General features: G+C 72.5%; 19 protein-coding genes and 1 tRNA gene. 10 read left to right on the top strand and 10 right to left on the bottom strand.

What is annotated here, in order from left to right; translation table 11 throughout:
* Position 1: 1 nt before the first annotated feature.
* The 3 genes from G339_RS0107300 to G339_RS0107290 all read right to left on the bottom strand — a co-directional run bounded on the left by G339_RS0107300 (position 2) and on the right by G339_RS0107290 (position 2,588).
* Positions 2 to 1,051, bottom strand: coding sequence for a hypothetical protein (locus tag G339_RS0107300; protein ID WP_019630419.1), 1,050 nt, complete (start codon positions 1,049 to 1,051; stop codon positions 2 to 4).
* Complete coding sequence (locus tag G339_RS0107295; RefSeq protein WP_019630418.1) at positions 1,048 to 1,563, bottom strand: DUF4365 domain-containing protein; 516 nt, start codon at positions 1,561 to 1,563, stop codon at positions 1,048 to 1,050. Before G339_RS0107295 ends, G339_RS0107300 begins: the two co-directional genes overlap by 4 nt.
* A gap of 104 nt (positions 1,564 to 1,667) precedes the next feature.
* Positions 1,668 to 2,588, bottom strand: a complete 921-nt coding sequence (locus G339_RS0107290) for a fumarylacetoacetate hydrolase family protein (protein WP_019630417.1) — start codon at positions 2,586 to 2,588, stop codon at positions 1,668 to 1,670.
* A gap of 182 nt (positions 2,589 to 2,770) precedes the next feature.
* On the opposite strand from G339_RS0107290, the gene G339_RS0107285 reads away from it, so the two are divergent.
* The 7 genes from G339_RS0107285 (at position 2,771) to G339_RS0107255 (ending at position 9,235) form a co-directional block, all read left to right on the top strand.
* Positions 2,771 to 4,585, top strand: coding sequence for a class I SAM-dependent methyltransferase (locus G339_RS0107285; protein ID WP_019630416.1), 1,815 nt, complete (start codon positions 2,771 to 2,773; stop codon positions 4,583 to 4,585).
* On the top strand, positions 4,582 to 5,547 hold the full coding sequence (locus tag G339_RS0107280; protein ID WP_019630415.1) for an alpha/beta hydrolase: 966 nt from the start codon (positions 4,582 to 4,584) through the stop codon (positions 5,545 to 5,547). Before G339_RS0107285 ends, G339_RS0107280 begins: the two co-directional genes overlap by 4 nt.
* Entirely contained in the window at positions 5,544 to 5,666 is a 123-nt protein-coding gene (locus G339_RS40825) for a hypothetical protein (protein WP_019630414.1), read from the top strand. Before G339_RS0107280 ends, G339_RS40825 begins: the two co-directional genes overlap by 4 nt.
* A 5-nt stretch (positions 5,667 to 5,671) precedes the next feature.
* A complete protein-coding gene (locus G339_RS0107270) occupies positions 5,672 to 6,541 on the top strand; it encodes an alpha/beta hydrolase (RefSeq protein WP_019630413.1) in 870 nt (289 codons plus the stop codon).
* Positions 6,542 to 6,635: 94 nt separating this feature from the next.
* Positions 6,636 to 7,373 carry a GntR family transcriptional regulator gene (locus tag G339_RS0107265; RefSeq protein ID WP_019630412.1) on the top strand — a complete coding sequence of 246 codons (738 nt, stop codon included), beginning with the start codon at positions 6,636 to 6,638 and terminating at the stop codon, positions 7,371 to 7,373.
* A 126-nt stretch (positions 7,374 to 7,499) separates the two neighbouring features.
* Positions 7,500 to 8,744: a hypothetical protein gene (locus G339_RS0107260; RefSeq protein ID WP_019630411.1), complete on the top strand. Its 1,245-nt coding sequence runs from the start codon at positions 7,500 to 7,502 to the stop codon at positions 8,742 to 8,744.
* A gap of 50 nt (positions 8,745 to 8,794) precedes the next feature.
* Positions 8,795 to 9,235 (top strand): winged helix-turn-helix transcriptional regulator, encoded by a 441-nt coding sequence (locus tag G339_RS0107255; protein WP_019630410.1) that lies wholly within the window; start codon positions 8,795 to 8,797, stop codon positions 9,233 to 9,235.
* Positions 9,236 to 9,254: 19 nt separating this feature from the next.
* Here G339_RS0107255 and G339_RS0107250 read toward each other — a convergent pair whose 3' ends face one another.
* Together G339_RS0107250 and G339_RS0107245 are read right to left on the bottom strand one after the other, a co-directional pair.
* Positions 9,255 to 10,418 (bottom strand): thiolase family protein, encoded by a 1,164-nt coding sequence (locus G339_RS0107250; RefSeq protein WP_026341236.1) that lies wholly within the window; start codon positions 10,416 to 10,418, stop codon positions 9,255 to 9,257.
* Between the two features lie 86 nt (positions 10,419 to 10,504).
* Entirely contained in the window at positions 10,505 to 11,803 is a 1,299-nt protein-coding gene (locus tag G339_RS0107245; RefSeq protein WP_019630408.1) for an MFS transporter, read from the bottom strand.
* A 391-nt stretch (positions 11,804 to 12,194) separates the two neighbouring features.
* On the opposite strand from G339_RS0107245, the gene G339_RS0107235 reads away from it, so the two are divergent.
* A complete protein-coding gene (locus G339_RS0107235) occupies positions 12,195 to 12,611 on the top strand; it encodes a hypothetical protein (protein ID WP_019630406.1) in 417 nt (138 codons plus the stop codon).
* 52 nt (positions 12,612 to 12,663) lie between these two features.
* Here the strand turns inward: G339_RS0107235 and G339_RS0107230 are convergent.
* Positions 12,664 to 12,736: transfer RNA gene (locus G339_RS0107230), tRNA-Ala, on the bottom strand.
* Between the two features lie 124 nt (positions 12,737 to 12,860).
* On the opposite strand from G339_RS0107230, the gene fxlM reads away from it, so the two are divergent.
* Complete coding sequence (gene fxlM, locus G339_RS0107225; protein ID WP_019630405.1) at positions 12,861 to 14,045, top strand: methyltransferase, FxLD system; 1,185 nt, start codon at positions 12,861 to 12,863, stop codon at positions 14,043 to 14,045.
* 30 nt (positions 14,046 to 14,075) lie between these two features.
* On the opposite strand, the gene G339_RS0107220 is transcribed toward fxlM, so the two are convergent.
* Positions 14,076 to 15,254, bottom strand: coding sequence for a serine hydrolase domain-containing protein (locus G339_RS0107220; RefSeq protein WP_019630404.1), 1,179 nt, complete (start codon positions 15,252 to 15,254; stop codon positions 14,076 to 14,078).
* A gap of 293 nt (positions 15,255 to 15,547) precedes the next feature.
* On the opposite strand from G339_RS0107220, the gene G339_RS0107215 reads away from it, so the two are divergent.
* Positions 15,548 to 15,811, top strand: coding sequence for a hypothetical protein (locus G339_RS0107215; RefSeq protein ID WP_019630403.1), 264 nt, complete (start codon positions 15,548 to 15,550; stop codon positions 15,809 to 15,811).
* Between the two features lie 236 nt (positions 15,812 to 16,047).
* Here G339_RS0107215 and G339_RS0107210 read toward each other — a convergent pair whose 3' ends face one another.
* The 3 genes from G339_RS0107210 to G339_RS0107200 form a co-directional block, all read right to left on the bottom strand.
* A complete protein-coding gene (locus G339_RS0107210) occupies positions 16,048 to 17,547 on the bottom strand; it encodes a polymorphic toxin-type HINT domain-containing protein (RefSeq protein WP_169514715.1) in 1,500 nt (499 codons plus the stop codon).
* 109 nt (positions 17,548 to 17,656) lie between these two features.
* Positions 17,657 to 17,863 carry a hypothetical protein gene (locus G339_RS0107205; RefSeq protein WP_019630401.1) on the bottom strand — a complete coding sequence of 69 codons (207 nt, stop codon included), beginning with the start codon at positions 17,861 to 17,863 and terminating at the stop codon, positions 17,657 to 17,659.
* A gap of 189 nt (positions 17,864 to 18,052) precedes the next feature.
* Positions 18,053 to 18,361 (bottom strand): hypothetical protein, encoded by a 309-nt coding sequence (locus G339_RS0107200; RefSeq protein ID WP_157407383.1) that lies wholly within the window; start codon positions 18,359 to 18,361, stop codon positions 18,053 to 18,055.
* Positions 18,362 to 18,363 lie beyond the last annotated feature (2 nt).

Here is an 18,363-nt window from a genome sequence, read left to right as displayed (position 1 = left end):
CCTAGGGGTCGGCCCGGACGCGGAATTCGCCCGGCCCGGTGACCAGTTCGGTGTGGCCGTGCTCGACGGTCAGCCCGCCGGACGCGGTGACGGCGCGCTGCTCGCGGTGCGCGGCGATGGCCCGGTCGTAGGTCGCGGCGTCGGGGAGCCGGACCCACAGGGCGCGCGCGACGTCGGGCGTCACGGTGCCGCGCACGTGGACGCGGAACCGGCCGCCGCCGTCGTCGCGGAGCGCGTCGACCAGGCCGGTGACGCTCGCCTCGCCCGCGAACCGGAGCCTGCGCAGCCGGAACCCGGCCCGGCCGAGGAGCCGCCCCGCGCCGGGCCCGAACGCGACGGACTCCTGCGGCGTGTCGCGCGGGAGCGCCCGCGCCCAGCGGAAGCCGACCTCGAACGGGCCGGTCCCGTCCGGCCCGGCGAACCGCGCGAGCGCGCGGCACAGGTTGGCGGACGCGCCGGACCCGACGCTCGCGTCGAAGCCCGCGAGGTCGCCCGCGTCGGCGGCGGCGCTGAGCCGCAGCGCCGCGCCGCGCAGCAGGACGAGCGCGCGGCGGCCGAGCGGGTCCGGGCCGTCGCCGAGCGGCAGCCGCAGGGCGACGCGGTCGCCGCCGGGCTCGAACGGGGCGACGCCGACGGTGTCGAGCAGGTCGCGGACGGGCCGGGGCGGCGGCCCCTCGAACACGGCGCGCGGCCCGGTGACGACGGCGCGGGCCGCCGCGCCGAGGACGTCCTTCGCACTCTCCAGCGCGGTGAGCGCGGCGGTGAGGCCGCCGGTGCCGCCCGCCGCCCGGTACCACTGGACGTCGTCGGCGGGCGCGGCGACGTCGGCGGCGACGGCCGCGCGCGACCGGCCCTCGACGGCGGCGAGCGCGGCGACGATCTCGCGGACGCGGCGCGGGCCGTCGCCCATCCCGTCGCGCGCGGGCACGAGGATCTCGTGCTCGTCGCCGTGGACCCACACCGACGCGCCCCGCCACGTCCCGGGCCGGCGGACCCACCCGGACGCGGCGAGGTAGCCGCTGATGTCGGCGACCGACAGGACGCCGGTCATGCCGCCGGATCGGAGCGCTCGGGCGCGCGCACCAGGTCGAGCAGGGACCGCGTCGTCAGGACGTTCGCCAGCGGCACGCCCACCCGGTGCCGGCGCCGGGCGTCGGGCCGGGCGACGGGCTTCTCGCCGTCGAAGCCGTGGAAGAACCCGAGCTGGCCCAGCAGCATCCCGCGCGTCTCGAAGCTGGCGTACGCGTCGTTGTCCTGCGGGACGACGATGACGAACAGGTAGCGCGGCACGGTGAACGGCCCGTCCGCGAGCTTGTTGTACTGCACCTCGGTGAGCCCGTCGTACAGCAGTTCCCCGCCCGCGTACTGCGGGTTCGAGCACGACTTGATCTGCGCCTCGACGGCGGGCGACGCGGCGAGTCCGCTGCGGCCCGGGTAGCGGAACCCGAGGTCGATGCCGTCGTAGTCGAGGTCGTCCTTGTAGATCAGGAGCCCGGCGGCGGACGCGAGGACGCGGACGTAGTCCTCGGCGAACTTCCCCTGGTGGTTCCACGGGTCGAGCACGGCGTCCCCCTTACAAGCCCCTGCGGCCTCGCGCTGCGCGGCAGCGTAACGGGGAAAACCGCATCAACCGGGGGTTTCGGGCGCTGTCCGGCCACGATCGGCCATCAGCGCAGCGGCACCACCGGGACGGCCGGGACGACCGTGTTGCGCAGTTCGCCCAGTCCCTCGACGGCGGCGACCACCTCGTCGCCCGGCCTGAGCCAGGGGTAGGCGTCCGAGCCGTGCGTCTGGGACAGCTCCAGGATGCAGCCCGTCCCGCAGGTGCCCGAGCCGATGACGTCGCCGGGCCGGACCTCCGTGCCGCGCGACGCGTAGGCGATCATCTCGCCGAACGACCAGTACACGTCCGACCAGAGCGCCCGCGAGTACGGGCGGCCGTTCACCGAGCACGTCATCGCCAGCCGGTGCCCGCTCCCCTCGCGGAAGTCCGCGATCTCGTCGGGCGTGACGAGGTAGGGGCCGAGGCCGGTCGCGGTGTCCTTGCCCTTGACCGGGCCCATCGCCTGCCGCATCTCGCGCCGCTGGACGTCGCGGCCGCTCCAGTCGTTGAGGACGCAGTAGCCGATGATCAGATCCTCGGCGTCGCGCGGCGTCAGGTCGCCGCCGCCGCGACCGACGACGGCGGCGACCTCCAGCTCGAAGTCGAACCGCTCGGTGCCGGGCGTCATGCGGACGTCCCCGCAGCCGGTGACCGCGTACGGGTTGGAGAAGTAGAAGACCGGCAGCTCGTACCAGTCGGCGTCGATCTTCCCGCCGCGCGAGGCGCGCCCGGCGCGGACGTGCTGCTCGAACGCGTAGAAGTCGCGGACGGTCGGCGGCGCGGCCAGCGGCGACAGCGGCGTGATTTCGGCGAGGGCGCGGGCGGGGCCGCCGCGCAGCGCGGTCTCGCCCGCCTCGCGCAGGGCGTCGGGGCCCGCCTGGACCAGCGGCAGCAGGTCGGCGGCCCCGGCGATGTCGCGGACGGCGTCGCCGTCGACGACCGCGACCTGCGCCGACGCGCCGTCGGCGTAGCGCACGAACCTCATCTTCCGTCCCCCTCGCTCGGCGGGTCCTGGCGCGTCCATCTAACGGGTTGCTCAGCGCGCGGCGGAAGAGCGGTCCTGGATTGCGCAGTCGGAGCCATAACAACGGCACACTGTGTGGCACACACTGTGGCGCAGTTTCCTCCCGCCACCGGCGCGGCCGGTCCGGACGAAAGGCGCACGGCATGGTCCTGGCGTTTCTGTGCCTGGTCGCCGCCTGCATGGCCGCGAACGCCGTCCGGCTGCGGCGGCGGCTCACCGCGCTCGACCGGCTGCCCGCGGACGGCCCCGGCGCGCCCGGCTACGCGCTGCTCGCCGCGCGCGGCGTGACCGTGCCCCCGGCCGTGCGCCGCGCGGCCGAGGCGTACGCCCGCGACCACGGCCTGGGGATGCTGGACCTCGTCCCCGCGAACCTCCCGGTGGACGAGGCGCTGGACCTGCTCCGCCACCTGGACGTCCGCCGGTACCGCGCCGACACGCTCGGCATGGGGCGCGGCGCGTGCCACGCCCTGCTGGTCGAGCGCGAGGCCCTGGCGCGCGCGGGCGTCGACGCCGCCGAACTCGACCCGGACGAACTGGGCGAGGCCACCGCCCGGCTGCGCCTCTACACGGGCGCCGCCGACCTGGTCGTCGCGGACATCGAGGCGCCGGGCCGCCCCGAGTTCCGCCGGTCGCGGCTGCGCTCGCTCGCGCTGGTCATCCCGCAGACGCTGGCGCTCCCGCAGACGTTGCTCGCCTCAACGGCGGGCTACCTGCTGATGCTCGCGGGCGTCGCGCTGGCCTGGCCGTACGGGCTGGCGCTGGCTGCTCTGTACTGCGCGCTGCCCGCCGTCGTCTTCACGCGCACCGCCGTCGTCCCGCGCGACCTGCTCCGCGTCTGCGCGACCCGGGTCGTCCACACCCCGTGGTCCAGCTTGCAAACGCTCCGCGCGCCCCGAACGCCCTGGGAGCAGCGCCTCATCGCCCGCCGCGAGGCCGCGCGCGGCTGGTACCGGGAGCAGATCGACCAGGGCGTCGAGCGGTTCGTCGGCCCGCGCCGCGCCGACTGCCCGTGGTGCGGCTCGGAACGCGTCGCGCGGCTCGTCAGGGTCCGCGACGTCCTCCAGGGCAAGCCCGGCCGGTTCGCGCTCGACCGCTGCCGGGCGTGCGGCCACGTCTTCCAGAACCCGCAGCTCACGCGCGAGGGCCTGGACTTCTACTACAAGGACGTCTACGACGGCCTCGGCGACGTCCTCGCCGAGCGGATCTTCAGCGCGAACACCGCCTGGTACCTGGCGCGCGTCGCGATGGTGCGGCGCTTCACCGACCCGGCGGCGTGGCTGGACGTCGGCACCGGCAAGGCGCACTTCTGCCGCGCCGCGCGGACCGTCCTGCCCGGCGCGCGGTTCGACGGCCTCGACATGAGCGCGGGCGTGGACGAGGCCGTCGCGCGCGGCTGGATCGACAACGGCTACCGGTGCGAGTTCCCGACCGCCGCCGACCGCCTGACCGGCCGCTACGACGTGATCAGCATGCACCACTACCTGGAGCACACCACCGACCCGCAGACCGAGCTGGACACGGCGGTGAAGGTGCTGCCGCCCGGCGGGCACCTGCTCGTCGAGATGCCCGACCCCGAGTCGCGGTTCGGCCGCGTCCTGCGCGGCTACTGGGTGCCGTGGCTCGCGCCGCAGCACCTCAACATGGTCCCGTTCGGCAACCTGCGGCGCGCGCTGGAGCTGCGCGGCATGGAGATCCTCGCGGTCGAGCGGCGCGAGGCCGACCAGGGGCCGGACTTCGTCGCGTCCGCCGCCGCCGTCGTCAACCGGCTCGGCCTGGATGTGGACAGACCCTGGTGGCCGCGTCCGCCGGGCCGCCGCGAGCACGCGCGCGTGCTCGGCACCCTCCTGCTGGCCGGACCGCTCATGGGCGCGGCGATCGTCGCGGACGTCCTGACGCTCCCGCTCGCACGCACCGACAGCAACGCCTACCGGATCTTGGCGAGGAAGAAGGCGGGATGAGAAAGCTCCTGAGCACGCTGGCGGCCGTCCTGTGCCTGGCGGCGACCCTCGCGTCGGCGGGCACCGCGCGCGCGGCCGGCGTCGCCGAGCACTGGCTGGACGCGCGGACGCTCGACCTGACGTGGTACTCCCCCGACGTCGGCGAGGACGTCAGCGCGCGGCTGCTCCTGCCCGCCGGATGGACGCGCGGGACGAAGAAGACATGGCCGGTCGTGTACGCGTTCCAGGGCGGCCGCGACGACTACACGTCCTGGACGCGCGAGACCGACATCGCGGCCCTCGCCCGCCGCTACGACGTCATGGTAGTCATGCCGTCCGGCGGCGACAACGGCAGCTACGTGGACTGGTGGAACGACGGCCACGGCGGCACGCCGCGCTGGGAGACCTTCCACACCGACGAGCTGCCCAAGCTGATGCGGCGCTACCACGCGGGGAACCGGCGCGCGACGCTCGGCGTCTCGTCCGGCGGCCAGGGCGCGGTGGCGTACGCCGCGCGGCACCCCGGCATGTACCGGTACGCGGCGTCGTTCAGCGGGTCCACGCATCTCACGATGGAGGGGATGCAGGCGTTCCTGACCACGGTCAACCTGCTCGGCTCGGGTCTTGACGCGTTCCGCATCTTCGGCGTCCCCGGCCGCGACGACGCGAACTGGCGCGCCCACGACCCGTACGTCCAGGCGGCGAAACTGCGCGGGACGGGCCTCTACATCTCCAGCGGAACCACCGGGTTCAACGGCCCCTACACCCCGCCGGGCGCGCAGTGGCGGCTGACGCAGCTCAGCGAAATCCTCATCGGCCGGATGAACCGTTCGTTCGTCGACCGGTTGCACACGCTGAAAATCCCCGTCACCAGCCACATCTACGGCGACGGATGGCACGCCTGGCCCGAGTGGAAGCACGAGCTGCACACCGCCTGGCCGCTGATCATGCGCGGCCTCGACGCCCGAGGAGCCGCCCGATGACCCCGCTGATCGCCCGGCTCGCCCGCTGGGCCCGCGAACTCCCCGACGAGACCGCGTACACGTTCGTGGACTACGCGACCGACCCCGGCGGCGCCCACCGCGCCGGCCGGCTCGGCTGACCCCGGTGGCGCTCCGGGTCCTCGACGTGGAACGGCCGGACGACCGGCTGCGGCTGATGACCGTGCGGACCTCGGCCGTCCCCGGCGAGGAACTGCGCGTCCAGGTCCTGCTTCCGCGCGGCTGGTCGCCGCGCGCCGCCCGGACCTGGCCGCTGCTCACGCTGCACCACGGCGGCCTGGACGACTGCACGTCCTGGACGCGCCGCACCGACGTCGCCCGGCTCAGCCGGGACGAGGACGTGCTCGTCGTCATGCCCGACGGCGGCCGCGCGGGCGGCTACACCGACTGGCGGCGCGGCCCGCAGTGGCAGCGTTTCCACATCCGCGAGGTTTTCGCGCTGATGCGCGACTGGTACCACGCGGCACCGGTGCGCGCGGTCGCCGGGGTATCGGGCGGCGGATACGGCGCGCTGCTCAGCGCCGCGCTCGCGCCCGGCGAGTTCCGCGCGGTCGCGGCGCTGAGCGCGCCGTGCTCGATCCGCACGCCCGTCACGGCGGTCGGCCTGCTCGCCGCCACCGGGATCGCCGGACGCGTCAACCCGCTGAACATGTGGGGCGTACCGGTCGTCCAGGACCGGCACTGGCGCGCCAGCGACCCGCTGCACCTCGCGCCGCGCCTGCGCGGGACGCGGCTGCACCTGTCCGCCGGGCTGACCGGCCGCCGCGGGCCGCTCGACCCGCCGGACGAGCCGTGGAGCCCGGCGAACGTCGCCGAGCCGATCGTCCGCTCCACCGTCCGGCCGTTCCTGCGCCGCCTCCGCGCCCACGGCATCCCGTACACCGCGCACCTCTACCGGGACGGCACCCACAGCTGGCCCTACTGGGAACGCGAACTGCACCGCGCGTGGCCGATGCTGATGCGGTCGCTGCGCTGACCGGCGGGCCTCCCCCCGGCCCTAAACTTGCGGGACATCCCGCGCCAGCGGTCGTCGTTCTGGCGCGGCTCCCCGAAGGAGGCGGCGGACCGCCATGACGCGCAGCACGCTCGTGGACGAGATCACCGAGCGCATCGCGTTCCAGATCGCCGCGGGCCATCTGCGCGCGGGCGACCGGCTCCCGTCGATCCGGCGGCTCGCCGAGGAGCACGAGATCAACCCGACGACGGTCCAGATGGTGCTGGCCCGGCTGCGCGCGATCGGCTTCGTGGAGGCCCACCACGGCCTCGGCGTCGTCGTGTGCGACATCGAGTCGCAGGGCGGGATCGAGACGTGGCGGTACCTGCTGCGCTTCTCCCGCCGCCTGCCCGGGACGGCCGCGCGCATCCTGCGGGACCTGCTGGAGACGCTGGCGATCTTCTACGAGTCCACGATCGCGCGGATCGAGAAGGACCCGGGGGCCTACGACCCGCGCCCGGCGCGGAACGCGCTGAACCGGCTGGACCGGCTCGTCGCGAGCGGGAGCGCGTCGGCGGCGGAGGTCCACCAGGGCGTCCTGGCGGTGCTGCGCGCCGGGGCGTCGGCGCTCGGCGGCGGCATCCTGCTCGGGGTGCTGAACTCGCTCGGGCCGATGCTCGGGGACGTGCCGGAGGTGCTGGACGCCGTCTACCACGACCAGGGCGTCCACGTGTGGTGGTGGGAGCAGGTCGTCGCGGCCTGGGAGACCGGCGACGTGGCCGGGGCCCGCGCGGCGGTCGGGCTGCTGGACGCCTGGCACGACGAGGTGACCGAGCGGCTCAGGCGCGCGCTGGAGTCCCAGGTCAACGGCTGACGGCCGACGTTTTACGCAAAAGTACGCGCGTATTTCTTTGGAGAACACTCACCCGTCTCGCTAGGCGCGGCCGACTGTGTGACACAGACTGCGGCACACGATCCCCCCAGCGAAGGATGAGGAACCATGCGGCCGAAGACACCGCGGACCCTCCGGCGCGCCGCGCTCGCCCTGGCGACCGCCGCCGCCCTGCTGACCCCGGCGGTCACCGCCCTGCCGTCCGCGAACGCGATCCCCCCGGACGACCTGCCCCCGGTCGGCGTCGACACCGGGCGGTTCAAGCTCCCGATCGCCTGCACGATCAACTTCGCGGGCGCGCTGCCCGTCCTGTGGCTCCCCCTGGACGTGGACATCCAGGGCGTCGCACCGGTGCAGCTCGGCCCCGGCCAGGAGTTCTGGCTGACGCAGGGCGCGGGCAGCATCACCTTCCCCGACTGGCTGACGTCCCTGGCCCCGATCCTCGGCATCGACAAGGCGGACGCGACGATCAGCGACATGTCGATCGGCGCGACCAACTCCACGCCGAACGCCGTCAACATCGCCAAGGACCCCATCTCGATCAAGGACATCCCGATCGTCGCGGGCAAGCCGCTCAAGGTCGGGCTCCCCGCCGCCGGCCAGCAGCCGTTCGACGTCGGCCCGTACACCGCGCCGCAGAGCGGCAAGGTGACGCTCGGCTTCAACAGCGCGTTCGCCAAGGTGGACCTGAAGTCGAGCTGGGGCTTCTCGCTGCCCATCACGGCCGACTGCAAGCCGCGCGGCGGCAACGCGCTGCTGACGATCGCGGTCGGCGGCGCGGCCGGGCAGCCGCCCGCCAAGATCCAGGGCGCGCCGCTCAACTTCGCCGAGCCGAAGTCCGGCGAGCTGGCCGGGATCATCAACGCGCCCTACAAGTGCGTCTGGAACGGGCAGACCTATGACGCGGGCATCGCGGTCGGGGCGGACGGGATTCCGCTGACCGTCAGCAAGTCCGGGTCGTTCTCGTTCACGAACGCGTCCGGCGCGCTGACGGTGCCGAAGGCGACGGTGAACAAGCTGCTCGACCAGGGCGTCAAGACCGTCTCCGGCACCGTGACCGCCCTGAACCTCGACGTCGAGGGCGGCACGCCGCAGAAGCTCAACGTCATCCCGAGCAGCGGCGTCGCGATCCCGAAGACGGCCCTGACGCGCGACCGGGAACTCGTCGTCCCGCTGCCGCAGGACGGCACGCTCACCGCCGGGCCGTTCACCCCGGCCGCCGGGGCGTCCAGCGTGCAGGTCTCGCTCGGCGACGCGAGCGCCACCCTGTCCTTCGACGGCGGCGCGGCGACGCAGGCCGCCTGCGGGAAGCCCGCGCCGAGCGTCTACCTGGTGGACAACCCCGTCACCTGACGCGCGGACGGCCCTCCCCGGCGGCGGGGAGGGCCGTTTACGCTGGCGGCATGGCCAAGGACAGCGACCCCCGCGAGTGCTCCATCGCCGACGCCCTGCAGATCATCGGCGAACGCTGGAGCCTGCTGATCATCCGGGAGCTGGTCTACGGCGTCCGCCGGTTCGACGGAATCGCGCGCAACACCGGTGGCCCGCGCGACATCCTCACCGCGCGGCTGCGCAAGCTGGAGACCGCCGGGATCGTCCGCCGCGAGCTCTACAACGAGCGCCCGGCGCGCTACGAGTACCACCTCACCGACGCCGGACGGGAGCTGAGCGACGTCCTCGCGGTGCTGATGCGGTGGGGCGACCGGCACCTGAACCCCGAGGACCCGCCCGTCCGGTGGATCCACACCTGCGGCGAGGTGCTGGAGCCCGAGGTCGTGTGCGCGTGTTGCGGACGGCCCGCGCGGGAGGGCGGGACGCCGACCGGGCGCGGCGCGCGGGTCTGACGCGCGCCGCGCCCGTCCGTCAGAGCCGTTCGAGGACCGTCGCGTTGGCCAGGCCGCCCGCCTCGCACATCGTCTGGAGGCCGAACCGGCCGCCGCGGTCCTCCAGGGCGTGCAGCAGCGTCGTCATGATCCGCGCGCCGCTCGCGCCGAGCGGGTGGCCGATCGCGATGGCCCCGCCGCGCACGTTCAGCCGCTCCGCGTCCACGCCGAGTTCGCGCTGCCAGGCCAGGACGACGGACGAGAACGCCTCGTTGACCTCGAACAGGTCCACGTCGTCCAGCGTCAGGCCGGACCGGGCGAGGACCTTGCGCGTCGCCGGGATGACGGCCGTCAGCATCATCAGCGGGTCGTCGCCCGCGACCGCGAAACCGTGGAAACGCGCGCGCGGCCGCAGCCCGAGCCGGTCGGCGGCCGCCCGGCTCATGATGAGCAGCGCGGCCGCGCCGTCGTTGATCGGGGACGCGTTCCCCGCCGTGACCCGCCAGTCGATCTCGGGGAACCGCTCCTCGTAGGACGGCTCGTAGTAGGCGGGCTTGAGCCCGGCGAGCGCGGCCGCCGAGGTCGTGGGGCGGACGGTCTCGTCCCGCCGCCCCGGCCAGGCGACCTCGCGGTCGAACTCGCCGTTCTCCCACGCGGCGTGCGCGCGCATGTGGGACTCGTACGCGAAGGCGTCCAGTTCCTCGCGGCCCAGCCGCCACTTCGCGGCGATGCGCTCGGCCGCGATGCCCTGCCCGATGAGCCCGCCCGGGTAGCGCCCGTTCAGCGCGGGACCGAACGGGTCGCTGCCCGGCAGCACGGCCGCGCCCATCGGCACCCGCGACATCGACTCGACGCCGCACGCGATCCCGATCTCGTACGCGCCGCTCATCACGCCCTGCGCGACGAAGTGCGCGGCCTGCTGGGACGAGCCGCACTGCCGGTCCACGGTCGTCGCGGGGACGCTCTCGGGGAACCCGGCGGCGAGGACGGCCGAGCGGGTGGCGTTGAGCGCCTGGTCGCCGGCCTGGGTGACGATGCCGCCGACCACGTCGTCGATCTCGGCCGGGTCGATCCCGGCGCGCTCGACCAGCGTCTTCAGCGTCCGGGCGAGCAGGTCCACCGGGTGCTCGGCGTGGAGCAGGCCGCCGGGCTTGCCCTTGCCGACCGGCGTGCGCACGGCCTCGACGATGACTGCTTCTCGCATCTTGCGTCTCCTTTGCTCGAATCCCGTTCGGTCCGACTGTCCGCCCATAAGTTGGATTTCACAACCCACTGGTCGCGTGGGGGCGCTCACACGTCCCGGCTCGGCCTCGGCACCGCGAGGCAGGCGACGGCGGCCGCGCCCGCGGCGGCCGCCGTGACGTACCACCCGGCGTCGAAGCGGTCCCGGCCGAGCACCGCGACGAGCAGCGCCACGCCCAGGACCGTCCCGACCTGGCGGGCCATCGTCACCACCGCCGAGCCCGTCGAGAACCGCTCCGGCGGGACCGCCGACACGGCCGCGCCGATCAGCGTGGGCAGCGCCAGGCCGACGCCGACGCCGGTCAGCAGCATCCCCGGCAGCAGGCCCGCCGCGTACCCGTCCTCGACGCGCCACGCCCACCACAGGACGCCCCCCGCGAACACCGCGCAACCGGCGAAGGCCAGCGGCCCCGCGCCGAACCGGCGGGCCAGCGGCGCCGCGCCGACCGCGAGGCCCGGGACCATGAGCGGGCCGGGCGCGACCGCGAGGCCCGTGCGCAGCGCCGACCAGTGCCACGCGTCCCGGCACCACAGGACGGCGGACAGCAGCATCGCGGCGAACGCCACCGCGAACAGCAGGCTCGCGACGGTCGCCGGGGCGAACGCGGGCAGCCTGAGCAGCCCGCGCGGGATCACCGGCGCCGGGTGCCTCGCCGACCGGACGGCGCACAGCGCGAGCAGCACGGCGGCGGCGGCGAGCGCGCCGCCCGACGCCCAGCCGTCCTGGACGATGCCGAGCGCGAGCGCGGCGATCCCGGCGGTGAGCAGCGCGGCCCCGAGCGCGTCCGGGCGCGGCCCGTCCCGGCGCACGGGCGGACGCGGCAGCACCGCCGCCCCCGCCGCGAGCGCCGCCGCCCCGATCGGCACGTTCGCCAGGAACGCCCAGCGCCAGTCGAGCTGGGTCAGCAGCCCGCCCGCGACGGGACCGAGCGCCGCCGCGACGCCGCCGACGGCCGTCCACCCGCGCACCGCCGCGACCCGCCGCGCGGGCGGCGCGGCGGCCAGCAGCAGCCCGAGCGACGACGGCACGAGCGCCGCCGCCCCCGCCGCCTGCACGACCCGCGCCCCCACGAGGAACCAGACCCCCGGCGCGACGGCACAGGCCGCCGAGGCCCCGGTGAACACCCCGAGCCCGAGCAGATAGGCCGGCCGTGCCCCGACCCGGTCCGCGAACCCCCCGGCGGGCACCATCAACGCGGCGAACACGACCGCATAGGCGTTGAGCACCCACGACAGCGTCGACAACGACGCCCCGGCGAACCGCTCCCCGATCTCCGGCAGCGCGACGTTGACCACGAACGCGTCCAGATTCGCCATCGCGACCCCCGCGACGACGACCCCGAACACACTCCCCACCCTTGAGGGTTGGATTGTCAAACTCATGACGCGCCAACCTAGCAACACCAAGTTTGATAAGCCAACCAACCCGGCTTCGTCCCCGGGGATGGAGCAAGTGGCGGACGCCCGGGTGTCGGCGGTCAAGGACAGGAATCGAGGCCCAGCCCGCCGCGGTCGCGGGCGGCAACGTAGACCTCCGCGATGCAGCCGCTGGTGTTCTGCGGCTGCAAGGTGACCCTGGACCAAAGCGACTGCGGCGCCTTGCAGCCGCGCTTGGCGCAGAACGCCTCGGGTCTCGTGGACAGGTAGACGGGCGGCGAACCTGCTCGTACCGTTCCCGCCGCAGCCCCACATCGCCGTCGCCGCCAGGGACTCACCCGTGCAGGAAGGAAACGAATCCATGCCCCGACTGATCGGCAGGACCCGCGCGAAGCTGACGGCCGCGGTCGTCGCCGTGACCACCGCCGCGTCGGCCGCCGCGGTCGCCGTCGCACCGGCCGCTTCGGCGTACGCCCCGATCTTCACGGTCGTCAACGCGGACGGCGGCGTCTACTGGCGCAATTCGCCGAACTGGTCCGACACCAGCCGCATTCCCGGCTGGGGCGTCTACAACGGCGACCGGCTCGCGTTGAACTGCTACGCGTACGGCGGCGCGGTCGCGCCTTATGGGAACACGCTCTGGTACTACGCCGTCGACCTGTCCCGAGGCCCCGTCGACCAGTACGGCAACCACCCCAGCGGATGGGTCTCCGACCACTACCTCAACACCCCGGGAACGGCCGCGAACCCGCAGCCGCAGACCCTTCCCTGCTGGTAGAAAACGCCGATGGGGCCGCCTCTCCGAAGAGAGGCGGCCCCATCGGCGACCGTGGAGCTATGGGGATTCGAACCCCAGACCTCCTCCATGCCATGGAGGCGCGCTACCAACTGCGCCATAGCCCCGTGCTCGTTGAGAAGCCTAGTGCATGTTCGGAGCGGTCGCGCACCCGAGCTGAGACGGTACCCATAGCGCTCCGCTACCTTTCGGTTGCGGAGAGGAGAACATCGCCGGTTTAGGCTGCGGTCAATGAGCATCGACGATGCCGCCGAGCGGGCGCGAACCCGGCTGGTGGACTACCTCCGCGACGAGGGGGTGGTCCGCTCCGCCGCGGTCGAGAAGGCGCTGCGCCGCGTGCCCCGCCACCGGTTCCTCGACGGGACGGACGCGGCCGAGGCGTACGCGGACCGCGCCGTCCCCACCAAGCGCGACGCGGACGGGACGCTGGTCAGCTCCGCGTCGCAGCCGACGATGGTCGCGACGATGCTGGAGCAGCTCGACGTCCGGCCCGGCGACCGCGTCCTGGAGATCGGGACGGGCACCGGCTACAACGCCGCGCTGCTGAAGGAGCTGGCGGGCGACGCGGGCGCGGTGACGACGCTCGACGTCGCCCCCGACCTGGTCGACCGCGCGCGGGCGAACCTCGCGGGCCTGCCGTTCCCGGTGACGGCCGTGGCCGCCGACGGCGTGGACGGCTACGCCCCGAACGCCCCCTACGACCGGATCATCGTGACGACGGGCGCGTGGGACCTGCCGCCCGCCTGGTGGGAGCAGCTCGCCCCGGACGCCCGGATCGTCGTCCCGCTGCGCTGGCGCGGCCTGACCCGCTCGGTCGCGTTCGACCACCGGGACGGACGGCTCACGGCCCGGTCGATGCTGCCGTGCGGCTTCCTGCCGATGCGGGCGCGCGACGGCGAGCGGTCGCTGAGCCTGGTCGGCGGGCGCGTCACCGTCGTCGGCGACGAGGACCAGGCGATCGGCGCGGACGCCCTGGCGGGCGTGTTCGACCGGCCGCGCGCGGAGACGTGGTCGGGCGTCCACGTCGCGACGGCGTGGGAGCCGGTGCAGGCGCTGGCGCTGCGCCTGGCGGCGGCCGAGCCCGGCGCGTGCGCGCTGCACGCGCAGCCGTGGGCGGTGGACGGCGGCCTGGTCGCGCCGGTGCTGCCGACGTTCGCCCCGGCGGTGGTGGACGGCCCGTCGCTGGCGTACCTGGCGGCGCGGCCGACGAGCCCGGGCCGCGCCGAGCTGGGCGCGATCGGCCACGATTCGGGCGATCTCACCGACCGCGTCGTCGACCAGATCCACCTGTGGCACGAGACCGCGCCGGAGCCGACGCTGACGGCGTACCGGAACGGCACCGCCCGTCCGGACCGCGGAACGGCCATGCTGAAACGCCACACGACGCTCGTCATGACGCTCCCCTCCGCCCACTGACGGAAGTCCCGGCCCGGTTCCGGGCGAGCGCTACCGGGAGGCGGTGGACCGGCCCCCGCAGAGCGCCGTCTCGACGGCGGCCCTCATGTCGTCGCTCTGCGCGTCCGTGCCGCCCGGGTCGAGGTTCACCACGGCCGTCGCCTGGCCGCCGCCGACGGTCGCGCCGCCCACGGTCTCGTATCCGAAGATGTCGCCGCCGTGCCCCCAGTACAGGCCGCCGCAGGGCAGCGGCCTGCTCTCCAGCCCGAGGCCGTACGCCCGTCCGCCGGAGTCGCCGGTGGGCCGGGTGCGCATCATCTCCCGCAACTGGGCCGGGCGCAGCAGCCGGCCGTCGACGAGCGCGCCCAGGAACCGGTCGACGTCGGCGCCGCTGGAGATCATCGCACCGGCGGCGCCCGCGACCGAGGGGTTGAAGCCGGTGAGGTCCGTCAGCGGCGCGTCCTGGCCCGGCCGCACGTATCCGCGCGGGTGCGGTCCGGGGATCGCCGTCTCGTCCTCCGGCGCGGAGGTGTGGCGCAGGCCCAGCGGGACGATGATCCGTCTGCGGACCTCGTCGTTCCAGGTCCTGCCGGTCACGTTCTCGATGAGCATTCCCGCGAGCAGGTAGTTGGTGTTGGAGTACTGCCAGCCGGTGCCGGGCGCGAACGTCGGCTGGTTGGCGAGCGCGACGTTCATCAGGTCGCGGGTGTCGTGGTGGGCGAGCGGGTCGGCGAGGATGTCCCGCGGGTCGAGGTGCGCGAGGTAGTCGGGTACGCCGCTGGTGTGCTGCAGCAGTTGGCGGACGGTGATCTTCCGCCCGTCGTTGCCCGCGCCGCGGACGACGCCGGGCAGGTAGCGTTCCACCGGCGCGTCGAGCGAGACGCGGTGCTCCCCCACGAGCTGGAGCACGACGGTGGCCACGAACGGCTTGGTCATGCTGCCGATCCGGAACCTGCTGTCGCGGGGCATCGGCGCCTGGCTCTGCACGTCCGCGACGCCGCTGGTCAGCACGGTGTCGCCGCGCCGGTCCCGCACGTGGAGGAGCGCGCCGGGCCCGCCGTCGACGGTGGTCAGCCGGTCCAGGAGCCGGGAGAGGCTCGCCTGGTCGGCACGGTCGTTTCCAGCACGGTCGGCCCACGCTGTACCGGCACCGGTCAGCGCGCTCACCGCGACACCGGACGCCGCCGCCAGGGCCAGTGCGCCGCGCAGCGCACGCTTCTGCTTGATCATGGGTTCTCCCGGAGTTCGAGACCTGCCTCGTTGCGATCTCGATCTTCGTGAATCCCGGCAGCCGGGCGGATCACCACCGCGAGCCATCTTCGGCCATCAACACCACGGGGGAGGACCGGGTCCGCAACTCCCCCACACGAGGGAGCCGCCCCTTCCTCGACCGGGCGCCTGCCGCCCTCGATGACTCGGACGTCACCAAAAGGGCGTCGGCGTTCCCGGTCCGCGCCTTCGCGACTGTCGGAGGCGCCGGTTAGGGTCGGCCGCGCAATGGTCCGGGGACGAGGGGCGGGAACATGGCGATGGCGCACTGGCTGCAGGCCGTGACGGACGAGGAAGCCGCCGCGCTCCGCCGAGATTCGTCTTCGGTCAACCGTCTCGACAGCCCGGTCTTCTCAATGACGCACTTTTTCGCCGCCGTCGAGCACTTCGCAGCGGCAGGCGGCCCACTGGACCCCGCCGAGGCCCCGGAGCACATCGCCGCCGAAACCGAGCGACTCGCCGCCTTCTACACGGCGGCCGCCGACAGGAACCTGGGCGCGGCCCTATACGTCACCTGAACCAGCCGTAAGCGCAACTGACAGCAAGTCGGCCGCACCTGTCCACGGCAATACGCTGACGCCCCAGTCACCGCGACCCACCGAGCCGCGCGGCCCCCACTGCCACGGCGCGTCATCGCGCGCGACCTCGGCATCGTCCGCTCCGTCTACTTGGACGGCCGAATCACCAAGACCGGCGCGTGGTCAGAGGGGCGATCCGCGCGACTGGTCCCCGACAACGCCGAGCGCACACCGCGTCAGGAAACCAAATACTCGACCGAAGACATCAACTCCTCCCCGAAATCCAACAGCGATGCGACCTCTTCGTACTTGATCCAAGCGGAGCCATCCACCGGCACGGAGTTGGCGACGTGCATCTTGAGAAGAAGCCGAAAAGCAAGGTCGGCGGAGGCCGACTTCGCGCACGCATCCAGGACGTCACGCACCTTCGATACATCGGAATCGAAGTATCTTCGCACTTGCCCGGGGAGCCGCAGAGGGGTCCCCCTGATGACATTACAAACCTCGTCCACCACGACGCGCGAAGACCACTCGGGGTCGAAGTCTACGGGAACATGCCCGTATACATCCCGCCACCGCCGACATGCTCCATCGATCCGACGCAGGAGCACCCTTCCCGCATCATCTCCGCGGAATCGGTGATTCCAGGAGGTCGACGCCGAGAGAAGCAGCTCGATCTCGCCGTCCTCCATGCTGGAATCAATCAATGCGGCGACGTCACAAGCAAGTGCGGCCGCATTTTTCTGCGACGACCTGTCGGCGACGGGCTCCTCCCCGGTAGAGAGATAGGAGTATACGACTTCTTCGACTCCCCCTACATGATCCCAGTCCTGATGGAACAACTCAGTAAGATAGGACAACCCAAAATCGAAACTCGTGAATCTATCCACATTCACTACTTTAGGAAAAGGGTTGAAACATAAAATCCGCCGGGATGGCCCTTTGCTCGCGTCAATTGTATGAAGTACCCATTCCCCGCTGCGGCACGGGATCCGTCCGCATAGAACGTGGTACCCAGGGAACGTCAACTGCTGGTCCGATCCCCGCAGCCACTTGCTGATGCGGGCCTGGTTGAAGGCTACCGCATAGTCCGCCACCTGTTGCGCAAGCTGCTCATCAATGAACACGCTATTCTTGCCACTCGACTTTTTCATAGCGAGCACAATTGCCTCTTCGTCCGATATTCCGACGTGTTCATCGAGCGCATGAGCCAATCTAGGAAATTTATCGCCGACCGCCGTGAGGCAGGAGGAGTTGTGTACGAGGATCGACGCATCCCCCGCCTGCACGTAGTACGTGTGCAGGTCGGCGACGGTCAGGTTGTAAACGCGTTGCCGGTGGGCGGCCCAGTGCCTGATCGCGGTAACCTGGACGTAGGTCCCGGCGCTCGTGCGAAGCCACATCCCCGGCCGGAGATCCGTGGCGTTGATCCAGGAATTGACGCCGCCGGCGACCCAGAACGGGTGGCGCCCGGTCGCGATCACGATTCCTGTGGCCTCGTCCCCGCCGACGCGGATCTTCGCTCCCGCCAGTGGTCCACGCATTTCTCCACCTGCCCAGACCAGCGGCCTCGGCGTTGTGTCGACGGATATCTCGACCAGATCCTTGTCTCCACTCCCTACAATCGTCGCGAGAACGGTTTTTGCTTCGACCTCACCGGTCTCGGGATCGGAGGGTACGGGGAGGTCGGGGCCGGATGGTCCAGCCGTGGGTGTGGGGACGGGTGGTGCTGTCACCACGGAGGCTGTCTCAGCTTCTTTCAGTGAAGGGGTGTTGGGACTGGCCCGGGCAGGAGGCGGCGGAGTTGTTCTTGGCGGAATGAGCCACCGCCCCTGCCACGGGTCGTTATCGGGCCGGACCGGTGTCCGGCGGTGAGTAAGCGGTGCCGTGCTCGGCGATCTCGCCGGACAGAGCGGTCACCGCGACGGTGAGCCGATCGCGAAAGTCGATCACCTGACTCGAACCGAGCGGCAGGTTGATCGTGATGTGGTCGCGGCCGTCACCGATCCGCACCTCCGGACCCGTCAACGCCCCGGAGTCGGTGTAGATCACGTTCGCGGCATCCAGAGCGGATCGGCGACGAGATGCGCGGGCGAACGGCGAGTCCCAGCAACCACCCAGCGTGACCGCTCGCCACGAGAAATCCCGGCCCCCAACGAGGACCGGGATCTGGGCGTTCAGCTATTTACCGAGGTTTCCTCAGGCCGAACTGTGCTTTTTACGCAGGGCCTTTCCAGCTCATCACAATGGGAAGTCATTGTGCCATGGAACATTCAGATCCTCCGGGTCAACGCCGACCCCCACCACCAGGGCTTCGGCTTCAGAGATATCGGCGACGGTCCCGATGTGGGTTCGCACGATGTCGTCCTCGAAGAAGCAGATGTCTTCGTCCACAAGGTGTTTGGGAACTTCTACCGTGGAGACCTTGAACGTCCCGTCGCTCAGCGGGGTGATCCACACCCAGCCATACACGTCTGGCGAGGCCACCTCCTTACGTGCCGACACTAGGGCGTGCGACATGACCAGGCGATTCTTCACTTCAGTGCGCATCT

The organism is Actinomadura atramentaria DSM 43919 (assembly GCF_000381885.1).
Lineage (GTDB): Bacteria > Actinomycetota > Actinomycetes > Streptosporangiales > Streptosporangiaceae > Spirillospora > Spirillospora atramentaria.
Note: the sequence above shows the minus strand (reverse complement) of the source record. Positions and strands in the feature narration are given on the sequence as shown.